Here is a 22,435-nt window from a genome sequence, read left to right as displayed (position 1 = left end):
CGTGGCTACTGCTGTGGACGACCGGTGATGCGGATCCTGCGGTACCGGCGCCCGATCGGTGGTCCCGTGTGGCGGGATCGCAGAGGGTGGCGAATGATCCGCGGAGCGTGGTGGCCGGAGCGAGAGGGGGGATCTGGTGCTGACCGAAGCGGCGGTGCTGGCGCAGACCGATCAGCGGCTGGACACGACGTGGATCGACTACGTGTTCATCGTCTTCTACTTCGTGCTGGTGCTGGGCATCGGCGTGCTGGCGCGCCGGTCGATCGCCTCCAGCCTGGACTTCCTGCTGTCGGGGCGGTCGTTGCCGGCGTGGGTGACGGGCCTGGCGTTCGTGTCGGCGAACCTGGGCGCGATCGAGCTGATCGGCATGATGGCCAACGGCGCCCAGTACGGGGTGGCGACGTTCCACTACTACTGGATCGGTGCCATCCCGGCGATGGTGTTCCTGGGCATCGTGATGATGCCCTTCTACTACGGCTCCAAGGCGCGCAGCGTGCCGGAGTTCCTGCGGAAGCGGTTCAACACGACCACGCAGCGGGTGAACGCGGTGACGTTCGCGCTGGCGTCGGTGCTGATCGCCGGGGTGAACCTGTTCGCGCTGGGGCTGATCCTCGAGGCGCTGCTGGGCTGGTCTCTGCAGTTGGCGATCCCGGTCGCGGCGCTTGTGGTGCTGAGCTACACGTTCCTGGGCGGGCTGTCGGCGGCGATCTACAACGAGGTGCTGCAGTTCTTCGTGATCCTGGCGCTGCTGATCCCGCTCACCGTCGCCGGGCTGGCCCGGGTCGGGGGGTGGGACGGGCTGGTCGAGCGGGTGAGTGCGCTGCCGCCGGGCCCGGAGCAGGTGTCGTCGTGGCCGGGCACGTCGCTGACCGAGATCGCGAACCCGTTCCTGTCGGTGCTGGGGATCGTGTTCGGGCTCGGCTTCGTGCTGTCGTTCGGCTACTGGACGACGAACTTCGCGGAGGTGCAGCGGGCGCTCTCGGCGCGCAGCATGTCCGCGGCGCGCCGCACACCGATCATCGCGGCGTTCCCGAAGGCGCTGATCCCGCTGGTGGTGGTCATCCCGGGGATGATCGCCGGGGTGCTGGTGCCGCAGCTGACCACGCTGAAGACCGGCGGTCAGTCCGACGTCACCTACAACGACGCCCTGACCCTGCTGATGGGTGAGGTCCTGCCCAACGGGATCCTCGGGGTGGCGCTGGCCGGGCTGCTGGCCTCGTTCATGGCGGGCATGGCCGCGAACGTGAGCTCGTTGAACACGGTGTTCACCTACGACCTGTGGCAGGACTGGATCCGCCCGGGCCGCCCGGACGACTACTACCTGCGGGTGGGGCGGGCGGTCACCGTGGTGGGCTGCCTGCTGGCGATCGGCACGGCGTTCATCGCGGGCAGCTTCGAGAACCTGATGGACTACATCCAGGCGTTGTTCAGCTTCTTCAACGCCCCGCTGTTCGCGATCTTCATCCTGGGTCTGTTCTGGAAGCGGATGAGCGGCACGGCGGGCTGGACCGGGTTGATCGCGGGCACGATCGCGGCGGTCACCGTGGACGCGCTGGTGCGGACCGGGGTGATCGGGGTGTCGTCGCAGGCGGGGTCGTTCATCGGGGCGAGCGCCGCGTTCGTCGTCGGGATCGCGGTGAGCGTGGTCGTGACGATGGTGACCGCGCCGCGCCCGGAGTCCGAGCTGGCCGGGCTGGTCTGGTCGCTGACCCCGCGGGAGCGGGGGCGCGGCGGTGAGGACGAGGGCAGCTGGTGGCAGTCCCCGGTCGTGCTCGGCGGGATCGTGCTCGTCCTCACCCTCGCCCTGTACCTGGTCTTCGCGTAGGAGGTGCTGTGATGTCCGAGCCCGAGGAGTCCGCGGTCGACCAGGGCGCGACGCCCAGCGCGGCGTCGCAGCTGTTCGACCTGCGCACGGTCATCGCGGTGCTGTTCGGCGTCTACGGGATCGTGCTGACGGTCCAGGGCGCGTTCTTCGAGGACGAGGCCCAGCTGGCGAAGGCCGGGGACATCGACATCAACCTCTGGTCGGGGATCGTGATGCTCGTGGTGGCGGCGCTGTTCCTGCTGTGGGCGCGGCTGCGGCCGCTGATCCCGTCGAGCGGGCCCGAGTAGCGCGTCGACCACATGCGGCCGCCGGCTTCGTCAGCGACGAGCCGCACGCCAGGGTCCTCTCGACCGCGCTCACGTACGTCTCGTGGGCGGGCCGGCCGCGCCCGGTCAGCGGCGTGATCAGTCGCGCGGGGTGGGGTAGCGCGGGTTGAACGTCGTCAGGGTCCAGGCGTCGAGGCGACGCAGGGCCCGCCGGACGGCGCCGGTGAGGCGAGTGGTGCCGGTCATGGGGTCCTCCTCGGGGGTCTCGGTGTCCGGTTCCACCGTGTACAGCGCACGGGAGGTCTGGATCGTTCCAGTTGATTGCTGTGAGTCGACCCACGGTGGCGTCGGACCTGCGGACACGCCCCGCGGTGGTCGGGAGTGACGGTGCCGGTCGGTAAGGTGGTTCTCGCGGCCCCGGCCCGGAATGTCCATTCCTGCGATGCCATCGGCGGTATGCGGGGCCGCCGGACGATGATCGGCCCGATCCGGGGTACCTCGCGCCCGAGGGAGGCCTCGCCCGTCCGCCGAGCGGGAGCTTCGGCGGCGCGGACATCGGCCCTGACCGGGAGGAGTACCGCGTGCTCGCGCTCGTCGCCGCACACCTCGTGGTCGCAGGCCTGCTACCGCTGGTGTCCAGGCGCAGCAGGCGCGCGGCCTTCGGCGTGGCGGCCGTGCTGCCGGCCGCCACCCTGGTGTGGGGGCTGGCGAACGCCGGTGCCGCGCTGAGCGGCGGGGTGGCCGAGACCACCGCGTGGTCGCCCGCGCTCGGGCTCACCCTGTCCTTCCGGCTCGACGCGCTGGCACTCGCGATGATCGTGCTGGTCTCCGGGATCGGCGCGGTCATCCTCGTCTACTGCGTCGGGTACTTCGGCCGCGACTCCCCGGAGGCCCCGCGGTCCGCGGCGCTGCTGCTCGCCTTCGCCGGCGCGATGCTCGGCCTGGTCCTCGCCGACGACCTGCTCACGCTCTACCTGTTCTGGGAGCTCACCTCGATCGCGTCGTTCCTGCTGGTCGGGCAGGGCGGGGAACGTCGCGAGGAGCGTCGCGCCGCGGTGCAGGCGCTACTGGTCACGGTCTTCGGGGGCCTGGCCATGCTCCTGGGGTTCGTGCTGCTGGGAGAGGCCGCAGGCACCTACCGGATCTCGGAGATCCTCGCCGACCCGCCGCGCGGCGCGCTGGTCGTGCCGGCCCTGCTGCTCATCCTGCTCGGCGCGTTCACCAAGTCGGCGCAGCTGCCGTTCCACCCCTGGCTGCCGGCCGCGATGGTCGCTCCCACACCCGTCAGCGCCTACCTGCACGCGGCGTCGATGGTCAAGGCGGGTGTGTACCTGGTGGGCCGGCTCTCGCCCGCGTTCGCCGACCTCGCGGTCTGGACGGTGCCGATCCTCGTCGCCGGCATCGCCACCATGCTGATCGGCGGCTGGCGCGCGCTGTCGGCCACCGACCTCAAACGGCTGCTCGCGTTCGGCACGGTCAGCCAGCTCGGGTTCCTGATGGTGCTGTTCGGCGCCGGTGGCCGGGTCGCCGCGATGGCCGGCATCGCGATGCTGCTCGCGCACGGCCTGTTCAAGGCCACCCTGTTCCTCACCGTCGGCGCCGTCGACCACGCCACCGGCACCCGCGACGTGCGCGAGCTGTCCGGCGTGGGCCGTGCGCTGCCCGGCCTCGCCGTGGCCGCCGCGCTCGCCGCCGCGTCGATGGCCGGGCTCCCCCCGCTGATCGGCTTCGTCGGCAAGGAGGCGGCGTTCGAGGCGTTCCTGCACGGCACCGTCCAGAACTACGCCGTGGCGGCGGGGCTGCTGCTCGGCTCGGTGCTCACCGTGGCCTACAGCGCGCGCTTCCTGTGGGGTGCGTTCGCGCGCAAGCCCGGGCGGGAGGACACACCGGTGCACCGGCTCGGTGCCACCCTCACCGTCCCGGTGTGGCTGTGCGCCGTGGCCGGCCCCGTGCTCGGGATCGCCACCCCGATCGTCGACGCCGAGGCCGCCGGCTACGCGGCCGCGTACCCCGGCGAGGCCGGTTACCACCTGGCGCTGTGGCACGGGCTGGGCCTTCCTCTGCTCTTCTCCGCGATCGCGGTGGCGGGCGGGCTGGCGCTGCATGCCGCCCGGGCGCGCACGAGCGCGCTCGCCGGGCACAGCCCGCTCGACGCCCAACGCGCCTACGAGAAGACGATCGCGGGCATCGGGCGGCTCGGTGTGGTGATCACCGGGCGGTTGCAGGTCGGGTCGCTGCCCTCGTACCTGGCCACGATCATCGTGGCGTTCATCCTCCTGCCGGGGGCGGCCACCGTGATGTCGGGCGCGTGGCCGACGCTCCCGCCGCTCTACCACGCCGCCATCCAGGTGCCGCTCGCCCTCGTCGTGGTCGTCGCGGCCGTGGCGGTCACGCGGACCCGTCGCCGCTTCACCGCCGTCCTGCTGGTCGGCGTGATCGGTTACGGCGTCGGTGGGCTGTTCATCGTGGACGGCGCGCCCGACCTCGCGCTGGCGCAGTTCCTCGTGGAGACCCTCTCGCTCGTCGCGTTCGTGTTCGTGATGCGCAGGCTCCCCGCGCAGTTCACCGAGCGCCGCCCGACCCGGCGGGTGCGGGTACCGAAGATGCTGCTCGGCACCGTGGGCGGGGTGGCCGTCGCGGTGTTCGCGATCGTGCTGTCCGGTGCTCGGAGCGAGCCGTCCGCCGTGAGCGGCGAGTTCGCCCGCCTCGCCCCGGAGGCGGGTGCGTACAACGTCGTCAACGCGATCATCGTCGATTTCCGCGCCCTGGACACCGTCGGCGAGATCGGCGTGCTGTTCGTCGCGGCGGCCGGCGTGGCCAGCCTCGTCCACGCCACCCGCTACGACCGGCGCGTCCGCGGGGCCGTGGAGAGCGGCCAGGCCAGCCCCCGGCACGAGGAGGACGCGCTCGGATGACGACGATCGACGACGCCCGCGGCGACGGTCCCGGCGGGGAGCCGCTCCCGTTCGAGGAGTGGGACCACCCGCGCGAGGCGTGGCTGCTGTCCGGCATCTGCCGGGTTCACCGGCAGCGCAGCCTCCTGCTGGAGATGACCACCCGGGCGCTGTTCTCCACCGTGCTGGTGTTCTCGCTCTACCTGCTGCTCGTGGGCCACTACGGGCCCGGTGGCGGGTTCGCCGCCGGGTTGGTGGCCGGGCTCGCGTTCGTGCTGCGCCACATCGCCGGGGGCAGCGACGACCTCGGGGCGGCGGTGCGCGTGCGCCCACCCGTGGTCTACGGGGTCGGCCTCACGATCGCGCTGCTCAGCGCGCTGGCACCGGTGGCGTTCGGGGCGCCGGTGCTCTCCACCGCGCCGCTCGCCGTGGACGTCCCCCTGCTCGGGCACCTGGAGACGCAGACGAGCCTGTTCCTCGACATCGGGGTGTACCTGCTGCTCATCGGGGTCGTGCTGGACCTGCTGCGCTCGCTCGGGGCCGGGATCGAGCGCGACATGCACGACGCGGGGGAGGCGCGATGAACGCCATCAACCTGGTCATGGCCGGCACGGTCGGCGTGCTCTACGGCACCGGGTTCACGCTGCTGCTCTCGCGCTCGCTGATGCGGGTGCTGATCGGGGTGGTGGTGCTCGGCCACGGCACCAACCTGTTGCTGCAGCTGGTCGGGGGTCCGCCCGGCCGGGCGCCGATCCTCGGCTCGGCGGCGCCGGAGACCTTCACCGACCCGTTGCCGCAGGCCCTCGCCCTCACCGCCATCGTGATCACCTTCGCCCTCACGACGTTCCTGCTCGCCTTGGGCTACCGCTCCTACGTGCTCGTCGGGCACGACGAGGTGCAGGACGACGTCGAGGACCGCCGGATCGCGCGGCAGAAGGGCCCGTCGGTCCCGCTGGAGGACGACGACGAGGAGCCCGATCCCCTCGCGCGTGCCGAGCACGCCGACGACGAGGTCGAGTCGGCGGCGAAGGGACGGGATGACGCATGAGCACCTTGCTCACGCTCCCGGTGCTGCTGCCGATGCTCGGCGCGGCGCTGACGGTCGTCGGCAGCCGGTCTGCGGCCCTGCAGCGCATCGTCGGGGTCGTCGTGCTCACGGTCGTGGCGCTCCTCGCCGGCGTCCTCCTGGTGGTTGCGGACCAGCAGGGCCCCATCGTCGCGGAGATGGGCGGCTGGCCCGCGCCCGTCGGGATCGCGCTGGTGGCCGACCGGCTCTCGGCGTTGCTGCTGCTCGTCTCCACGCTGGTCACGCTCTCGGTGCTCGTCTTCGCCATCGACCAGCGCATCGCCGAGTACGGCCGCACCACCGCCAGCACCACGTTCCACCCCATGTACCTGATGCTCTGCGCGGGCGTGTCGCTGGCCTACCTCACCGGTGACCTGTTCACGCTGTTCGTGGCGTTCGAGCTGATGCTCACCGCGTCCTACGTGCTGATCACCCGGCGCACCGGGACGTCGCGGATCCGGGCGAGCATGACGTACGTGACGGTCAGCCTGCTGTCGTCGCTGCTGTTCCTCACGGCCGTGGCGATGGTCTACGCGGCCACCGGCACGGTGAACCTCGCCGATCTGGCCGGGCGGGTCGGCGCCCTGCCTCCCGGGCTGCAGACGGTGCTGGCGATGATGCTGCTCGTCGTCTTCGGCATCAAGGCGGCGATCGTGCCGCTGCACTTCTGGCTGCCCGACAGCTACCCCAACGCGCCCGGGCCCGTGGCGGCGCTGTTCGCCGGCCTGCTCACCAAGGTGAGCTTCTACGCGCTGCTCCGCACGCAGACGCTGCTGTTCCCGCGCGACGAGCCGTGGACGCTCATGCTCGTGCTGGCGGTCGCCACGATGCTGGTCGGGGTGTTCGGTGCGCTCGCCCAGAACGACCTCAACCGGCTGCTGTCGTTCCTGCTGGTCAGCCACATCGGCTTCCTGCTGTTCGGGCTCGCGGTGTTCGACCCGGCCGGAGTGTCCGGGGCCGCGCTGTACGCCGCGCACCACATCACCGTGCTCGCCACGCTGTTCCTGGTCAGCGGCCTCATCACACGCCGCACCGGCACCGTGGCGCTGGACCGGATGGGTGGCCTGCTGCGTGACGCGCCCGGGCTCGCGATCCTGTTCGCCATCCCCGCGTTGACCCTGGCCGGGGTGCCGCCCACGGCGGGGTTCGTCGCGAAGCTCGCGCTGTTGCAGGCCGGTGCGGCGAGCAGCGTGGGCGCGCAGGTCGTGGCCGGCGTCGTGGTAGTGGCGAGCCTGCTCACCCTCTACGCCCTGGTCCGCGTGTGGGTGCAGGTGTTCTGGGGCGAGCCGCAACCGCCGCTGCCCGATGTCGACCCCACCGACGAGGTCGTGGTCGGCACGGTCCGTACCGCGGCGCCGATGTACCTCGCCACCGGCTTGCTCGTCGCGGCCAGCCTGGCCATCGCGGTGTTCGCGGGCCCGCTCGCGGCCATCACGGAACGGGCCGGTGCTGACCTGCTCGACCGCGAGCCCTACCGGGTCGCCGTACTGGGTGTGCAGGAGGAGGGCTGATGACGATCCCCGATGAGAGCGACGGGCCCACCCTCGCCCGTCGCATCCGCGCCCGGCTGCCGTCCGTGGTGTGGCTGACCGTGGTGTGGGTCCTGCTGTGGGGCACGTTCACGCCGGCCTCGGTCGTGGGCGGTGTGCTGGTGGCGCTGCTGGTCACCGCGTTGTTCCGGCTGCCGCTGTCGCGGGAGCGGCTGCCGATCCGCCCGGTGCGGCTGTTCGGGTTGATCGGCTACCTCGCCTACGACCTCGTGGTGTCGGGGGCCGAGGTGAGCTGGCAGGCGCTGCGGTACGGCTCCGGTGCCCGCGCGGCGATCATCGCGGTCCCGCTGCTGTCGACGTCCGACCGCGTCGTGACGGTCATGGCCAACGCGCTCGCGCTCACGCCCGGCTCGATGGCGTTGCAGATCGACCCCGACCACAACGTCTGGTATGTCTACTCGCTCGGGCCCCGCGACCACGAGGGCGTCCAGCGGGCCCGCAGGCGCACGCTGGACATGCAGCGTCGGGTGCTCACCGCGCTCGGCACGCCGGCCGAGCTGGCGGAGGCGGAGCGGCTGATGGCGGCGGTGCCCGTGGGGAGGGCGTCGTGAGCGTCGTGTTCGTCATCGTCCTGAGTGCGCTGTGCGTGGCGGGCGTGCTCACCCTCGTGCGGCTTCTGCGCGGGCCGGACACGCTCGACCGGATCGCGGCACTCGACGTGTTCGTGGTGCTCATCGTGGCGGCCGCCTCGGTGTACGTCGCGATCTACGGCGACGGCTCCAACATCCCGCTGCTCGCCGCGGTGGCGCTGCTCGGGTTCGTCGGGTCGGCCACGGCCACCCGCCTGGCCGAGCGCAAGGGGCGGTCGCGGTGACCGACGTCTTCTCCGCCGCGCTGCTGCTCCTGGGCTCCCTGGCCTGCCTGCTGGGCGCCCTCGGGCTCGTGCGCCTGCCGGACGTGCCCGCCCGGCTGCAGGCCGCCACCAAGCCACAGACGCTCGGGCTGCTGCTGATCCTCATGGGCACCGCCCTGCGGGTGCCGCTCGACAGCGCCGTCACCCTCCTGCTCGTCGGCCTGTTCCAGGTGATCACCGCACCGGTGATCTCGCAGCTCGTCGGCCGGTCGGCGTACCGCAGCGGGTCGGTGCGTCGCGCCCGGCTGGTCGTGGACGAGCTGGCCGACAAGATGCCGGCCGACACGACGCCGGCGGACAAGGGACCAGCCGACAGGATGCAGGAGGAACGGCCCTCCTAAGCTGCCGGTCGTGCCCCTCTACGCGCTCGGCGACGTCGAACCGGACATCCACCCCGAGGCCTACGTCCATCCGGACGCCGTGGTGATCGGCAACGTGACGATCGGGGCCGAGGCCTCGATCTGGCCCACCGCCGTGCTGCGCGGCGACGACGGCCGCATCGAGGTGGGTGCCCGCACGAGCGTGCAGGACGGCTCGATCATCCACTGCACCCCGCACGAGCCGACGATCATCGGAGCCGAGGTGACCGTGGGGCACAACGTGCACATCGAGGGCGCCGTGATCGGCGACCGCGCGCTGGTCTCCTCCGGTTCGGTCGTGCTGAACGGCGCGCGCGTCGGCGAGGGTGCCGTCGTCGCGGCCGGCGCCGTCGTCTCGCCGAAGGCGGAGATCCCGCCCCGCCGGATGGCGATGGGCGTGCCTGCGCGCGTCCGCGAGGGCCACGAGGTGCCCGAGGGCTACTTCGACCACGCCGTGCGGAGCTACGTCCAGCGCGGGAAGCGGTTCCGCGTCGAGCTGCGGAGGATCTCCTGATGGCCGCCCGGCCGCTCGAGGAGGTCGTCGAGGCGGGGTGGGCGCGGGCGCTCGCCCCCGTGGCGCCGGTGATCTCCGACATGGGCGATTTCCTGCGGGCCCAGCTCGCCTCGGGACGCCGTTACCTGCCGCCCGGCGCCCACGTGCTGCGCGCCTTCCAGCAGCCCTTCGACGAGGTGCGCGTGCTCGTGGTGGGCCAGGACCCGTACCCGACGCCGGGGCACGCGATCGGGCTGTCGTTCTCGGTGGCACCCGAGACCCGCCCGGTGCCGCGGTCGCTGGCCAACATCTTCCGCGAGTACTCCGAGGACCTCGGGCACCCCACCCCGTCCACGGGTGATCTCACCCCGTGGACCGAGCAGGGTGTGCTGCTGCTCAACAGGGTGCTCACGGTCGAACCCGGCAACCCGGGATCCCACCGCGACAAGGGCTGGGAGAAGGTCACCGAGCAGGCCATCCGGGCGCTCGTGGACCGGGACGGCGAGCCGCTCGTCGCGATCCTGTGGGGCCGCGACGCGCGCAACCTCGTGCCGCTGCTCGAGGACGTGCCGTGCGTCGAATCGGCGCACCCGAGCCCGATGTCGGCCGACCGCGGGTTCTTCGGCTCGCGCCCCTTCAGCCGCGCGAACACCCTGCTCGAGGAGCTGGGCGGCGAACCGGTGGAGTGGAAGCTGCCCTGAGCCTCCGCCACCGCTGACTCCCCCTCACCCCACGTTGCCGGGGCCCACGCCCGGGTGATCACCCTCGTGGGTGCGATCCGCCCCGTTCGGGGCATGCCGTGCACGATCCCCGGCAGGACGCCGGGGGCGCTCATACGATCACCGGGTACGACGACGCGACCCGTCGTCGCCACGAGCGGCCTGGCCGCCCGCTCGGTCCTGTGCCCCTGCCCGGGGTCCGCCCTGCGCGTCCCACGACGGGAGAAGCCATGCCCGAGGCCGTCCTGCCCCCCGTTCCCGACCCCGGTCACCGACCGCAGCGGGGGAGGTGAGCACCGTGCCGGATCTCCTCGCCCCCGTGGCGGTGGCCGTGGCTGCCGTCCTGGCCGTCCCCGCGCTGACCGGCCCGGGTCCCACCCACCTGGAGCGGGCCGCGATCGACCCGTGCGCCATCGTCGCGGTGTCCGTCGCGCCGCCCTCGTGCCCGCTCCCGCCCGCCCTGCCCGAGATCGCTCCGCCGGACGCGCAGGGCAGCGCCGACAAGCCGGGGGACCTGCTCTCCCTCGACAGCTGGTTCCTCACCCTCCCCATCGGCCCGGCGGGCGATCCCGATTCCATCGACCAGCCCGAGTTGCTGGACTACAGCAGCGAGTGGTTCGACCTGACCTCCGACGGGACCGGCGTCGTCTTCCGGGCGCCCGCGGGCGGCGTGACCACGAAGAACAGCAAGTACCCGCGGTCGGAGCTGCGGGAGATGAACGGCGAGGAGAAGGCCGCCTGGTCGAACACGGAGGGCGTGCACACGCTCGAGAGCCGGCAGGCGATCACGAAGGTGCCGCCGGCGAAGCCCGAGGTGTCGGCCACGCAGATCCACGACGGCGGCGACGACGTCATGCAGATCCGGTTGGAGGGGTCCACGCTCGCCGCGCAGTACGCCGACGGCGAGGAACAGATCGTGATCGATCCCGACTACGTGCTCGGCACCCCGTACGACCTGCGGATCGTGGCCGCCGACAGCCGGATCGTGGTGTTCTACAACGGCGAGCAGCGTGCCGAGATCGAGCGCAGTGGCAGCAGCTGGTACTGGAAGGTCGGCGCGTACACGCAGTCCAACCCGGAGCGCGGCGACGACCCCGACGCCGTGGGCGAGGTCGTCGTGTACTCGCTCTCGATCGAGCACACCGACTGACGCTCATCGCGCAGTTGCCGGACCAGCAAGGAAGTTTGCAGCATCGCGCCGTCCCGCCGCACCCTGGTCGCGGAGGTGGTCGACATGACCGATCAGCTGGAGTACGGCTGCGATGTGGTGGTGGTCGGCGGCGGGGCCGCCGGCCTGAGCGGGGCGCTGGTACTGGCCCGCGCCCGACGCTCGGTGGTCGTCGTCGACGCGGGGGAGCCGCGCAACGCCCCGGCCGACGGCGTGCACGGGCTGCTCGCCCGGGACGGGATGCCCCCGGCCGAGCTGCTGGAGCGCGGCCGGGGCGAGGTCCGCTCCTACGGCGGGCAGCTGGTGGCCGACGCGGTGACCGGGGTGGACCGGGACGGTCCGGGGTTCGTCGTGGCACTGGCGGGCGGCGGGTCCGTCCGGGCGCGCCGGCTGCTGGTGACCACCGGGCTGGTCGACAAGCTGCCGGACGTGCCGGGGCTGCGCGAACGGTGGGGCCGCGACGTGCTGCACTGCCCGTACTGCCACGGGTGGGAGGTGCGGGACCGGCCGATCGGCGTGCTGGCGAGCGGCCCGATGTCGGTGCACCAGGCGCTGCTGTTCCGGCAGTGGAGCGCCGACGTCACGTTCTTCACCCACACCCGTCCGGACCTCACCGACGAGCAGTGGGAGCAGTTCGCGGCCCGCGGCATCGCGGTGGTGGACGGCGAGGTGACCGGCCTGGAGATCGTCGACGACCGCCTCGAGGGCGTGCGCCTCGCCGACGGCACGCTGATCCGCCGGACGGCGCTGGTGGTGGCGGCGCGGATGGTGGCGCGCGCCGACGCGGTGGCCGGGCTCGGGTTGCGCGCGGTGGAACACCCGTCCGGGGCGGGGGAGCACGTACCGACCGACGCGGCCGGGCGCACCGACGTGCCCGGTGTGTGGGCCGCGGGCAACGTCACCGACCCGTCGGCGCAGGTCGGCGCGGCTGCGGCGGCCGGGGCGCTCGCCGCGGCTCAGATCAACGCCGACCTGATGGCGGAGGAGACCCGCGACGCGGTGGCCGCCTACCGGGTGCCGTTCTCCGCGGTGGCCGAGGCGCGAGTGGCCGGACTGGTGGCAGCCGACCGCGGCCACGGCCTCTGAGCGACCGGACGCGTAGGGCGGATCGCGTGTACCCGTCGTGATCGCCGCGCACATACCAACGGCACTTCGGTCCACCAGGTGGACGGAAGTGCCGTTGGTGTTGCGCTGTGCTGTTGGTCAGGCGCGCGCGACCTTGCCCGCCTTCAGGCAGGAGGTGCACACGTTCAGTCGGCGGCGGTTGCCGCCGTTCAAGCGGGCACGCACCGTCTGGATGTTGGGGTTCCAGCGGCGGTGGGTACGGCGGTGAGAGTGCGAGACGGACATGCCGAAGCCCGGACCCTTGCCGCAGACGTCGCAGACGGCAGCCACGTCGAACACTCCTCGGGTAGACGATAGAGAGATTGCCGGGTTGGCCCCGGTCGCGAGCACCTACGATACGCGCGCCCTCGCAGCGCCCTGCAGACCCCCTGCACCCGGTGCGGCCTAGGCTCGGTCAGGTGCCCCCGACGCTGGACGACGCGCTGCTCACCCGGTGGACGCGCGCCGCCACGTCCGCGCTCGAGCGGCACCGCGCGGAAATCGACCGGATCAACGTCTTCCCGGTGCCGGACGGCGACACGGGCACGAACCTGCTGCTCACGATGCGTGCCGCGGCCGACGCCGTGCGCCGGGCGGTGCGGGAGAACGGGCGCGGGTCCGCCGCGGTGGCCGGAGCGCTCGCCCGCGGGGCCCTGCTCGGTGCCCGCGGCAACTCCGGGGTGATCCTCTCGCAGGTGCTGCGCGGTGTCGCGGAGGCCATCGCGAAGGTAGCGGGTCCGGCCCCGGCGGGTGCCGTGCTCGCCGACGCGTTGCAGCGGGCCCACCGCTTCGCGACCGCCGCCGTCAGCTCACCCCGAGAGGGCACGGTGCTCTCGGTGCTCGCGGCGGCGGCCGGCGCGGCTGCCGCGGCAGGCTCGGACCGGCTCGACGACGTCGCGGTCGCCGCGGCCGAGGCGGCCGCCACCGCCGTTCAGGCGACCACGGGTCAACTGCCGGAGCTCGCACGGGCAGGCGTGGTCGACGCCGGCGGGCTCGGCCTGTACCTCGTGCTGGACGCGCTCGCCTGCCTGGTGACCGGGCGCGTCGGCGGCGATCTGCCGCGCGCCGGTGCGTTGCCGGCCCGCAGCCGGGAGGTGCTGGTGGCGCAACGGGAGATCGGTTCGGCCGAGCACGACTACGAGGTCATGTACCTGCTGGACGGCAGCGACGGGTCCCGGGTCGACGCGCTGCGGGCCCGGCTGGGCGCCGTCGGCGACTCCGTGGTGGTGGCCGACGGCGGCGAGGGCCTGTGGAACGTCCACGTGCACTGCACGGACATCGGCGCCGCGGTCGAGGCCGGCATCGCGGCCGGGCGGCCCCACCGGATCACCGTGGTGCGCTTCGACGACACGCCGCGCGAGGCACCCGGGCGGTTCGTGCGCGAGCGGGCGGTGCTGATGGTCGTTCCCGGCCCGGACGTGGCCGACCTGGCGCGGTCCGCGGGTGCCGCCGTGCTCGAACGGTCGCCGGACCGCAGCCCCGGCGAGGAGGAGCTGGTGGCGGCGCTCGCCGGCACCCGTGCGCGGCACGTCGTGCTCCTGCCGGCCGACGCCGACCTCACCGCCACCGCCGAGCGTGCGGCGGCCACGGTGCGCGGCGACGGGCAGGAGGTGCTGGTCGTGCCCACGGCGTCGGTGCTGCAAGGGCTGTCCGCGCTCGCGGTGTACGACCCGGCGCGCCGCGCAGGGGACGACGTCGTCGCGATGGCCGAGGCGGCCGCGGGCACCCGGACGGGCGGGCTGCAGGTGGCCGAGTCCGAGGCGCTCACGTGGGTGGGGCGCTGCGAGCCCGGCGACGTCCTCGGCATCACCGACGGCGAGGTGGTCTTGATCGCCCCCGACCTGGCTGTCGGGGGGCTGTGGTTGGCTCACCGCATGCTCACGGCGGGTGGTGAGATCGTCACCGTGCTCCTCGGGGAGGCGGCCGACGCGGCGCTGGGGGAGGGCCTGGCGGCCGACCTGCGCCGCACCCACCCCGAGGTCGACGTCGTGGTGCACCGCGGGGGGCAGAGCGACTACCCGCTCGTACTGGGGGTGGAATGACCGGGACCGGGATCGACATGGCCAGCGCGCTGGAGCCGCTGGTCGGCAAGCGCACGGCCGTGGCGCTGGAGTCGCTCGACATCGCCACCGTCGGCGAGCTGGTGCGGCACTACCCGCGCCGCTACGTCGACCGCGGCAAGCTCACCGACATCGCGGGGCTCGAGATCGGCGAGCAGGCCACCCTCGTGGCGCAGGTGGAGAAGTCCGCGCTGCGCGACATGCGCTCCCGGCGCGGGAAGCTGCTCAGCGTCGTCATCCGCGACGAGAAGGGCGCCACGATCGACTGCACCTTCTTCAACGGCCACAAGGTGCAACACGTCATCCACGCCGGGGTGCGCGCGGTGTTCTCGGGCAAGGTCGGCGTCTTCAACGGGAAGCTGCAGCTCACGCACCCCCAGTTCGAGCCGTTCGACGAGGCCGACGAGATCCGCCCGTTCCTGTCCGTCTACCCGGCCAACGGCAAGATCACCTCGCAGCAGGTGGCGCGCTGCGTCCGGCAGGTCCTCGACGTGCTCGACGACCCCACCGACCCGCTGCCCGAGCTGGTGCGGGGCCGGGAGAAGCTCACCGACCTGGGGCGGGCGCTGCGGCGCATCCACGTGCCGGAGGCCGAGGCCGACATCCACGCCGCGCGCCACCGGCTCGTCTGGGACGAGGCGATGGGCGTGCAGCTCGCGCTGGCGCTACGCCGCCAGGCCACCGCCACGCGCCCGGCCGCCGCGTGCCCGCCGGTGCCCGGCGGCCTGCTCGACGCGTTCGACGCCGCGCTGCCGTTCACGCTCACCGCAGGCCAGCACGCCGTGGGCACCGAGGTCGCCGCCGACCTCGCCCGCGAACACCCGATGAACCGTCTCGTGCAGGGCGACGTCGGCGCCGGCAAGACCGTCATCGCGTTGCGGGCGATGCTGCAGGTCGTCGACGGCGGCCGGCAGGCAGCCCTGCTGGCCCCCACCGAGGTCCTCGCCGCGCAGCACGCGCGGTCGCTGCGCACGCTGCTCGGCCCGCTCGGGAAGGCGGGCGAGCTGGGCGGTGCCGAGCAGGCCACGAACGTCACGCTGCTCACCGGGTCGTTGGGGGCCAAGGCGCGCCGGCAGGCGCTGCTGGACGCGCAGTCCGGCGCCGCCGGCATCGTCGTGGGCACCCACGCGCTCATCCAGGAGCACGTGGGGTTCGCCGACCTCGGTCTCGTGGTCGTCGACGAGCAGCACCGGTTCGGGGTGGAGCAGCGCGACGCGCTGCGCAGCCGCGGCGAGCTGGCTCCGCACATGCTCGTCATGACGGCCACGCCGATCCCGCGCACCGTGGCGATGACCGTCTACGGCGATCTCGAGGTCTCGGCGCTGCGCGAGCTGCCGAAGGGCCGCTCGCCCATCGGCACCACCGTCGTGCCGCTGGCGGAGAAGCCCTCGTGGTTCGAGCGTGTGTGGCGGCGCGTGCGCGAGGAGGTCGCGGCCGGGCACCAGGCCTACGTGGTCTGCCCCCGCGTCGGGGCCACGGAAGCCGATGCGGAGCTCGTCGACACCGACGACCCCGACATCGGTGCCGACAGCGACGACGGGCAGGCCAAACGCCCGCCGATGGCCGTGCTGGAGGTTGCGCCCAAGCTCGACGACGGCCCGTTGCACGGTCTGCGGATCGGCGTGCTGCACGGCAAGCTGCCGCCCGACGAGAAGGACGCGGTGATGCGGGCCTTCGAGCGCGGCGAGCTCGACGTGCTGGTGGCCACCACCGTCATCGAGGTCGGTGTCGACGTGCCCAACTCCACGTGCATGGTCATCCTCGACGCCGACCGCTTCGGGCTCTCCCAGCTCCACCAGCTGCGCGGGCGCGTCGGCCGCGGTTCAGCGCCCGGGGTGTGCCTCCTGGTCACCGACATGCCCGCCGCCACCACCGCCCGCGAGCGCCTCGACGCCGTGGCCGGCACCACCGACGGCTTCGAGCTGGCCCGCCTCGACCTCGAGCTGCGCCGCGAGGGTGACGTGCTGGGCGCCCTGCAGTCCGGCCGCCGCTCCGGCCTGCGGCTGCTGTCGCTGCTGCGCCACGAGGAGGTCATCTCCAAGGCGCAGGTGTACGCGCAGCACGTCGTGGCCGACGACCCGGGCCTGCGCCGCCACCCCGGCCTCGCCGCGCTCGTCGGCGAGACGGTGGGCGACGAGGAGCGCGCGGCCTACCTCGACAAGGTGTGACCCACCCGCCGCTCTAGTGTGGTGATCCCCACCCGAAGGAGTGAGCAGGGCGTGACGGAGCAGAGCCGCGACATCGACACCAGCGTGCCGGGCGCGGCCCGCATCTGGAACTACTGGCTGGGCGGCAAGGACAACTACCAGGCCGACCGGATGGCGGCCGAGGCCGCATTGCAGTTCTACGACATGGCCACGTTCGCCCAGCAGTCGCGGCAGTTCCTCAGCCGCGTGGTGCGGTTCCTGGCCGAGGACGCCGGCATCCGGCAGTTCCTCGACATCGGCACGGGCCTGCCCACGATGCAGAACACGCACGAGATCGCCCAGGCGATCGCCCCGGAGTCCCGGATCGCGTACGTGGACAGCGACCCGATCGTGCTGGCGCACGCGCGGGTGCTGCTCAGGAACACGACGTCCGAGGGCGTCACCGACTACGTCGAGGCCGACTACCACGACCCGGACCGGATCATCGACCACGCGCGGCGCATCCTCGACTTCACGCAGCCCGTCGCGGTCATGTTCATGGGCGTGCTCGGCCACGCGAGGAGCTTCGAGGCCTCGCACGCGGTGGTCGGGCGGGTGCTGGACGCGGTGCCGTCGGGCAGCTATCTGGCCCTGTGGGACGGCAACGACACGAACGCCGATCTCAACACGCTCGCCGAGAACTACGCGAAGTCCGGGGGCGTGCCCTACATCCAGCAACCCGTGGAGCACATCCGCGGCTACTTCTCCGGGTTGGAGATGGTCGAACCCGGCCTGGTGTCCGTCACGGAATGGCGGCCGGAACCGACGGACATCGGCGAGGTGGCGCCCTTGCGCGAGACCACCGGCGGGGTGGCGCGCAAGCCCTGAGGGGGGTGTCAGGCCGGCAGTGCGCCGCGCGCGGCCTCATCGAGCGCGGCCGCAGCCGTGTGGGGGAGGTGCACGACGCCGGCGCGGTCGAGCTCGGCCAGCTCCGAGCGGCCGCCGCGGCCGCCGCGAGTCGTGTCCTGCCGTCCGCGAGTCGCGTCCTGGTGCTCGCGAGCTGGGCTCTTGCGAGGCAGAGGCTGATGGTCGGCGAGTCGCGCCCCTGCACCCGAGTCGCACCTTGGCCGCCGCGAGTCGCGGCCTTGCCACCCGCGAGTCGCGGTGTGGACGTGCGCATGAGGCGCCGGGGGGCGGCCGCAATCACATCATTCCTGCCGTCCCACGCGTCACGCGCTGGACGTGCGCGAGTCGCGTCCTAGGCGTGCGAGTGTCGCCGCGAGCCCGGGCCGGGGGAGCGCATGAGCGGCCGAGGCGCGGTACTGATCACCGTTCGGGTGCATCCGCGGCAATATCTGGCCGCCGGCGCACCGAATCGATGATCACGCCGCGGGGAGCGCGATTCGCGGGTGGGAGGGCGCGACTCGCGGGTGGGAGGGCGCGATTCGCGCGTGGTGGCGCGCCGGGCGTGGTCAGGCGGGCAGTGCGCCGCGCGCGGCCTCGTCCAGGGCGGCTGCGGCCATGCGGGGGAGGTGCACCACGCCGGCGCGGTCGAGCTTCGTGAGCTCCGCGCGGGCGAGGGAGTAGGCGGCGAGGCGCTCGGGGTCGTTGTCGGAGTCGCGGGCCGTGGTGAGCAGCTTGATCACCCGCTCGACGGCGCCGCGCTCGGCGGGGGAGAGGCCGGAGAGGCGGATGCGGTCGGCGGCCTCCACGCCGGCGCGCCAGGCGCGTTCGGCGCGGTCGACGGCGGACACGAACGAGGCGCCGTGCTCGGCAGGCGGGTACGCGTCGGTCTCGAGGGCCTGGGCCTCGGCGAACGCGTCGACGAACCGCGCGGTGCTGGGCACCGACACGTCGGCGAGCGCGGGGCGGTGCAGCACCTGCATCGGGTCGCACTCGAACGCGGCGTACTCCGCGCGCAGGGCGGAGAAGCGGTCCCGGGCCCGCGCCCACACGGCCTCCGGGCGGGGTGGCGCGGCCGGGCGGGCCGGGAGGGGGGCGGTGCCGGCCGCGAGGGCACGGCGCCTGCCGTGCCGGGCCAGCGCGATGGCGGTGCCGCCCACCACCAGCGCCGGGAGCGCCATCGCGGTGACGGCCACGGCCGCCGCGAAGATCGAGACCACGATCAGGGCGACCGTGCCTGCGGCCGCGGAGGCGAGCAGGAGGGCCAGCAACAGCCAGCCGGGTGAGTGCCTGCGGTGCCGGCGGCCTGCGAAACGGCGGGCGTGGTGCGCGGCGATCCGGGCCCGGTGGGCCTCGACGCGGGTACGGTGCGCCTCGCGGTGCGAGCGGCGGTGCTGGGCCATCTCGCGCAGGCGCCGGCCGTGGGTGAACGCGGCGCCGTGCGCCGTCCGTGGGTCAGGACGCATGGCGGGCCACCCCTCGGTTCGTCCGGCGGCCGGCACGCACGCCGTGCGCACGCGGCGCCGTAGCGTCTCGCACAACTCCTTGTTACCGGAAACGTGGCGTTCTTCGCACGGGTCCGAACGAGTGCCGCAGGTACGGTTTGCTCGCCTCGACCGGGGCACCGGTCCACAGGGAGGGAGCTCGATGTTCCGCAAGGTGCTGGTCGCGAACCGCGGAGAGATCGCCATCCGGGCGTTCCGCGCCGCCTATGAGCTGGGCGTATCGACGGTGGCGGTCTTCCCGCACGAGGACCGCAACTCGCTGCACCGGGCGAAGGCCGACGAGTCGTACCAGATCGGCGAGCCCGGCCACCCCGTGCGGGCCTACCTCTCCGTCGAGGAGGTCGTCAAGGCCGCGAAGAAGGCCGGTGCGGACGCGATCTATCCCGGCTACGGGTTCCTGTCGGAGAACCCCGACCTCGCCGAGGCGTGCGAGCGCGAGGGCATCACCTTCGTCGGCCCGCCCACCGACGTGCTGCACCTGACGGGCAACAAGGCCCGCGCGGTCGCCGCCGCCCGGGATGCGGGTGTGGCCGTGCTGGCCTCGTCGGAGCCCTCCGACGACGTGGAGACGCTGCTGGCCGCGGCCGACGACGTCGGCTTCCCGATCTTCGTGAAGGCGGTGGCCGGTGGTGGCGGGCGCGGGATGCGCCGCGTCCAGGAGCCCGGCGCGCTGCGCGACGCGGTCGAGGCCGCGATGCGGGAGGCCGAGTCGGCGTTCGGTGACGCCACGGTGTTCCTCGAGCAGGCCGTGGTGAACCCGCGCCACATCGAGGTGCAGATCCTGGCCGACGCCGAGGGCAACGTGTCGCACCTCTACGAGCGGGACTGCTCGGTGCAGCGGCGCCACCAGAAGGTCGTCGAGATCGCACCGGCCCCCAACCTCGATCCCGAGCTGCGGGAGCGGATCTGCAACGACGCCGTGGCGTTCGCGCGCCACATCGGCTACCGCAACGCCGGCACCGTCGAGTTCCTGCTCGACGAGCGCGGCAACCACGTGTTCATCGAGATGAACCCGCGCATCCAGGTGGAGCACACGGTCACCGAACAGGTCACCGACCGGGACCTCGTGATCGCCCAGCTGCGCATCGCGTCCGGGATGACGCTGCCGCAGCTGCGGCTCACCCAGGACCAGATCACGCTGTCCGGCGCGGCGCTGCAGTGCCGCGTGACCACCGAGGATCCGCAGAACGGCTTCCGCCCCGACACCGGCACGATCAGCGCCTACCGCTCGCCGGGCGGGCCGGGCGTGCGGCTCGACGGCGGCACGACCCACATGGGCGCCGAGGTCAGCGCCCACTTCGACTCGATGCTGGTGAAGCTCACCTGCTACGGGCACGACTTCCCCAACGCGGTGCGCCGGGCGCGGCGGGCGATCGCGGAGTTCCGGATCCGGGGCGTGTCCACCAACCTGCCGTTCCTCGCCGCGGTGCTCGACGACCCGGACTTCGCGGACGGGCGCGTCACCACGAGCTTCATCGAGGAGCGCCCGCAGCTGTTCACCGCGCGCCAGCCCGCCGACCGCGGCACCCGCGTGCTCACCTACCTGGCCGAGACCACCGTCAACACGCCGAACGGCAAGCGCCGCAACGTCGTCGAGCCCGTGGACAAGCTGCCCCGCTGCGATCTGGACGCCGCGGCGCCGGACGGGTCGCGCCAGCTGCTGCGCGAGCTCGGCCCGGAGGGCTTCGCGCGCCGGTTGCGGGAGCAGACGGCGGTGGCGGTCACCGATACGACCTTCCGCGACGCGCACCAGTCGCTGCTGGCCACGCGGGTGCGCACCCGTGACCTGCTGGCCGTCGCACCGCACGTCGCCCGGACCACGCCCGAGTTGCTCAGCCTGGAGTGCTGGGGCGGGGCCACCTACGACGTGGCGCTGCGGTTCCTGGCCGAGGACCCGTGGGAGCGGCTGGCCGCGCTCAGCGAGGCGGCCCCGAACATCTGCACGCAGATGCTGCTGCGCGGGCGCAACACCGTGGGCTACACGCCCTACCCGGTGGAGGTGACCGACGCCTTCGTGCAGGAGGCGGCGCGCACCGGGATGGACATCTTCCGGATCTTCGACGCGCTCAACGACATCGAGCAGATGCGCCCGGCGATCGAGGCGGTGCGCGCCACCGGCACGGCGGTCGCGGAGGTGTGCCTCTGCTACACCGCCGACCTCTCCGACCCGGCCGAGGAGCTCTACACCCTCGACTACTACCTGCGCCTCGCCGAGCAGAGCGTCGAGGCCGGGGCGCACGTGCTGGCGATCAAGGACATGGCCGGGCTGCTGCGCCCGCCCGCGGCGCGCAGGCTCGTGACGGCGCTGCGCGAGCGGTTCGACCTGCCGGTGCACCTGCACACCCACGACACCGCGGGCGGGCAGCTGGCCACTCTGGTGGCCGCGATCGACGCCGGGGTGGACGCGGTGGACGCCGCCGTGGCGTCGATGGCCGGCACGACGAGCCAGCCGTCGCTCTCCGCGCTGGTCGCAGCGACCGACCACACCGAGCGGGCCACCGGCCTGTCCCTGCAGGCCGTCGGTGACCTGGAGCCGTACTGGGAGGCGGTGCGCAAGGTGTACGCGCCGTTCGAGGCGGCGCTGCCCTCGCCGACCGGTCGCGTCTACCACCACGAGATCCCCGGCGGGCAGCTGTCGAACCTGCGCCAGCAGGCGATCGCGCTCGGGCTCGGCGACCGGTTCGAGCTGATCGAGGACTGCTACGCGGCCGCCGACCGGATGCTCGGGCGCCTGGTCAAGGTGACCCCGTCGTCCAAGGTGGTCGGTGACCTGGCGCTGCACCTCGTCGGCGCCGGCGTGGAGGCCAAGGACTTCGAGGCCGACCCGGGCCAGTTCGACGTGCCCGACTCGGTGATCGGGTTCCTGCGCGGGGAGCTGGGCGACCCGCCCGGCGGCTGGCCGGAGCCGTTCCGCACGCGCGCGCTGGAAGGCCGCCCGCCGCGCGCGGAGGACGCCGACCTGACCGACGAGGACCGGGCCGGCCTGCGCGACGACCCCCGGGCCACGCTGAACCGGCTGCTGTTCCCCGGCCCGACCCGGGAGTACCTCGCGCACCAGGAGTCCTACGGCAACACCTCGGTGCTGTCGACCAAGGACTTCCTCTACGGGCTGGAGCCCGAGCTCGAGCACACCGCCGAGCTCGAGCCGGGCGTCACGCTGATCATCGAGCTCGAGGCGATCTCGGAGCCGGACGAGCGCGGGTACCGCACGGTGCTCGCCACCCTCAACGGCCAGCTGCGCCCGCTGTCGGTGCGCGACCACTCGATCGCCAGCGACGTGAAGGCCGCGGAGAAGGCCGACCGGTCCGACTCGCGCCACGTCGCCGCCCCGTTCGCCGGGGTCGTCACGCTGCAGGTCGACGAGGGTGACCAGGTGGACGACGGCCAGACGGTCGCCACGATCGAGGCGATGAAGATGGAGGCCTCGATCACCGCGCACCGGGCTGGCACGGTCGGGCGGCGAGCGATCGGGAAGGTGCAGCAGGTCGAGGGCGGCGACCTGCTCCTGGTCCTGGAGTGAACACGCCGCCACGCAACGAACGGC

19 protein-coding genes are annotated in these 22,435 nt (G+C 73.1%); 17 read left to right on the top strand and 2 right to left on the bottom strand.

The window, feature by feature from the left end:
• Positions 1–139: 139 nt before the first annotated feature.
• The 13 genes from CFP66_RS31095 to CFP66_RS31035 all read left to right on the top strand — a co-directional run bounded on the left by CFP66_RS31095 (position 140) and on the right by CFP66_RS31035 (position 12,279).
• Positions 140–1,825, top strand: coding sequence for a sodium:solute symporter family protein (locus tag CFP66_RS31095; RefSeq protein WP_369805215.1), 1,686 nt, complete (start codon positions 140–142; stop codon positions 1,823–1,825).
• Between the two features lie 11 nt (positions 1,826–1,836).
• Positions 1,837–2,112 carry a hypothetical protein gene (locus tag CFP66_RS31090; RefSeq protein WP_094928777.1) on the top strand — a complete coding sequence of 92 codons (276 nt, stop codon included), beginning with the start codon at positions 1,837–1,839 and terminating at the stop codon, positions 2,110–2,112.
• A 560-nt stretch (positions 2,113–2,672) separates the two neighbouring features.
• Positions 2,673–5,006 (top strand): hydrogen gas-evolving membrane-bound hydrogenase subunit E, encoded by a 2,334-nt coding sequence (gene mbhE, locus CFP66_RS31085; protein ID WP_094928776.1) that lies wholly within the window; start codon positions 2,673–2,675, stop codon positions 5,004–5,006.
• Complete coding sequence (locus CFP66_RS31080; RefSeq protein WP_094928775.1) at positions 5,003–5,569, top strand: MnhB domain-containing protein; 567 nt, start codon at positions 5,003–5,005, stop codon at positions 5,567–5,569. The genes mbhE and CFP66_RS31080 overlap by 4 nt, the downstream gene beginning before the upstream one ends.
• On the top strand, positions 5,566–6,033 hold the full coding sequence (locus CFP66_RS31075) for a Na(+)/H(+) antiporter subunit C (protein ID WP_094928774.1): 468 nt from the start codon (positions 5,566–5,568) through the stop codon (positions 6,031–6,033). Before CFP66_RS31080 ends, CFP66_RS31075 begins: the two co-directional genes overlap by 4 nt.
• Positions 6,030–7,562, top strand: a complete 1,533-nt coding sequence (locus tag CFP66_RS31070) for a Na+/H+ antiporter subunit D (protein ID WP_094928773.1) — start codon at positions 6,030–6,032, stop codon at positions 7,560–7,562. The genes CFP66_RS31075 and CFP66_RS31070 overlap by 4 nt, the downstream gene beginning before the upstream one ends.
• Complete coding sequence (locus tag CFP66_RS31065; RefSeq protein ID WP_094928772.1) at positions 7,562–8,152, top strand: Na+/H+ antiporter subunit E; 591 nt, start codon at positions 7,562–7,564, stop codon at positions 8,150–8,152. The genes CFP66_RS31070 and CFP66_RS31065 overlap by 1 nt, the downstream gene beginning before the upstream one ends.
• Positions 8,149–8,415 carry a monovalent cation/H+ antiporter complex subunit F gene (locus CFP66_RS31060; protein WP_094928771.1) on the top strand — a complete coding sequence of 89 codons (267 nt, stop codon included), beginning with the start codon at positions 8,149–8,151 and terminating at the stop codon, positions 8,413–8,415. The genes CFP66_RS31065 and CFP66_RS31060 overlap by 4 nt, the downstream gene beginning before the upstream one ends.
• Positions 8,412–8,795, top strand: coding sequence for a monovalent cation/H(+) antiporter subunit G (gene mnhG, locus CFP66_RS31055; protein WP_094928770.1), 384 nt, complete (start codon positions 8,412–8,414; stop codon positions 8,793–8,795). The genes CFP66_RS31060 and mnhG overlap by 4 nt, the downstream gene beginning before the upstream one ends.
• 10 nt (positions 8,796–8,805) lie before the next feature.
• Positions 8,806–9,327: a gamma carbonic anhydrase family protein gene (locus CFP66_RS31050; RefSeq protein ID WP_094928769.1), complete on the top strand. Its 522-nt coding sequence runs from the start codon at positions 8,806–8,808 to the stop codon at positions 9,325–9,327.
• Positions 9,327–10,007: a uracil-DNA glycosylase gene (locus CFP66_RS31045; RefSeq protein WP_094928768.1), complete on the top strand. Its 681-nt coding sequence runs from the start codon at positions 9,327–9,329 to the stop codon at positions 10,005–10,007. The genes CFP66_RS31050 and CFP66_RS31045 overlap by 1 nt, the downstream gene beginning before the upstream one ends.
• A gap of 316 nt (positions 10,008–10,323) precedes the next feature.
• A complete protein-coding gene (locus CFP66_RS31040; RefSeq protein WP_158228276.1) occupies positions 10,324–11,175 on the top strand; it encodes a polysaccharide lyase family 7 protein in 852 nt (283 codons plus the stop codon).
• A gap of 84 nt (positions 11,176–11,259) precedes the next feature.
• Positions 11,260–12,279: an NAD(P)/FAD-dependent oxidoreductase gene (locus tag CFP66_RS31035; RefSeq protein ID WP_094928766.1), complete on the top strand. Its 1,020-nt coding sequence runs from the start codon at positions 11,260–11,262 to the stop codon at positions 12,277–12,279.
• Positions 12,280–12,396: 117 nt separating this feature from the next.
• Here the strand turns inward: CFP66_RS31035 and rpmB are convergent, their stop codons facing one another.
• The gene (gene rpmB, locus CFP66_RS31030; RefSeq protein ID WP_094928825.1) at positions 12,397–12,588 is read right to left on the bottom strand and encodes a 50S ribosomal protein L28; all 192 of its coding nucleotides are present in this window, start codon (positions 12,586–12,588) and stop codon (positions 12,397–12,399) included.
• Positions 12,589–12,716: 128 nt separating this feature from the next.
• Here rpmB and CFP66_RS31025 point away from each other — a divergent pair, with 128 nt between their 5' ends.
• Genes CFP66_RS31025 through CFP66_RS31015 form a run of 3 tightly spaced genes read left to right on the top strand, consistent with a single transcriptional unit; the run spans position 12,717 to position 17,371 of the window.
• Positions 12,717–14,339, top strand: a complete 1,623-nt coding sequence (locus tag CFP66_RS31025; RefSeq protein ID WP_094928765.1) for a DAK2 domain-containing protein — start codon at positions 12,717–12,719, stop codon at positions 14,337–14,339.
• Positions 14,336–16,525, top strand: coding sequence for an ATP-dependent DNA helicase RecG (gene recG / locus CFP66_RS31020; RefSeq protein ID WP_094928764.1), 2,190 nt, complete (start codon positions 14,336–14,338; stop codon positions 16,523–16,525). Before CFP66_RS31025 ends, recG begins: the two co-directional genes overlap by 4 nt.
• Positions 16,526–16,576: 51 nt before the next feature.
• On the top strand, positions 16,577–17,371 hold the full coding sequence (locus tag CFP66_RS31015) for an SAM-dependent methyltransferase (protein ID WP_094928763.1): 795 nt from the start codon (positions 16,577–16,579) through the stop codon (positions 17,369–17,371).
• 584 nt (positions 17,372–17,955) lie between these two features.
• On the opposite strand, the gene CFP66_RS31010 is transcribed toward CFP66_RS31015, so the two are convergent.
• Positions 17,956–18,852: a hypothetical protein gene (locus tag CFP66_RS31010; protein ID WP_143517429.1), complete on the bottom strand. Its 897-nt coding sequence runs from the start codon at positions 18,850–18,852 to the stop codon at positions 17,956–17,958.
• Between the two features lie 181 nt (positions 18,853–19,033).
• Here CFP66_RS31010 and CFP66_RS31005 point away from each other — a divergent pair, with 181 nt between their 5' ends.
• Positions 19,034–22,411 carry a pyruvate carboxylase gene (locus CFP66_RS31005; RefSeq protein WP_094928761.1) on the top strand — a complete coding sequence of 1,126 codons (3,378 nt, stop codon included), beginning with the start codon at positions 19,034–19,036 and terminating at the stop codon, positions 22,409–22,411.
• Positions 22,412–22,435: the final 24 nt, after the last annotated feature.

It is taken from the genome of Pseudonocardia sp. MH-G8 (assembly GCF_002262885.1).
Taxonomy (GTDB): domain Bacteria; phylum Actinomycetota; class Actinomycetes; order Mycobacteriales; family Pseudonocardiaceae; genus Pseudonocardia.
The sequence above is the reverse complement of the archived record's forward strand: the minus strand, read 5'-3'. Positions and strand labels throughout refer to the sequence as shown.

Coding starts and splice junctions, on each gene's coding strand:
- CFP66_RS31090 (WP_094928777.1), top strand. CDS start 1,837: ATGTCCGAGCCCGAGGAGTCCGCGGTCGACCAGGGCGCGACGCCCAGC.
- CFP66_RS31080 (WP_094928775.1), top strand. CDS start 5,003: ATGACGACGATCGACGACGCCCGCGGCGACGGTCCCGGCGGGGAGCCG.
- CFP66_RS31075 (WP_094928774.1), top strand. CDS start 5,566: ATGAACGCCATCAACCTGGTCATGGCCGGCACGGTCGGCGTGCTCTAC.
- CFP66_RS31070 (WP_094928773.1), top strand. CDS start 6,030: ATGAGCACCTTGCTCACGCTCCCGGTGCTGCTGCCGATGCTCGGCGCG.
- CFP66_RS31065 (WP_094928772.1), top strand. CDS start 7,562: ATGACGATCCCCGATGAGAGCGACGGGCCCACCCTCGCCCGTCGCATC.
- CFP66_RS31045 (WP_094928768.1), top strand. CDS start 9,327: ATGGCCGCCCGGCCGCTCGAGGAGGTCGTCGAGGCGGGGTGGGCGCGG.
- CFP66_RS31035 (WP_094928766.1), top strand. CDS start 11,260: ATGACCGATCAGCTGGAGTACGGCTGCGATGTGGTGGTGGTCGGCGGC.
- recG (WP_094928764.1), top strand. CDS start 14,336: ATGACCGGGACCGGGATCGACATGGCCAGCGCGCTGGAGCCGCTGGTC.
- CFP66_RS31010 (WP_143517429.1), bottom strand. CDS start 18,852: ATGCGTCCTGACCCACGGACGGCGCACGGCGCCGCGTTCACCCACGGC.
- CFP66_RS31005 (WP_094928761.1), top strand. CDS start 19,034: ATGTTCCGCAAGGTGCTGGTCGCGAACCGCGGAGAGATCGCCATCCGG.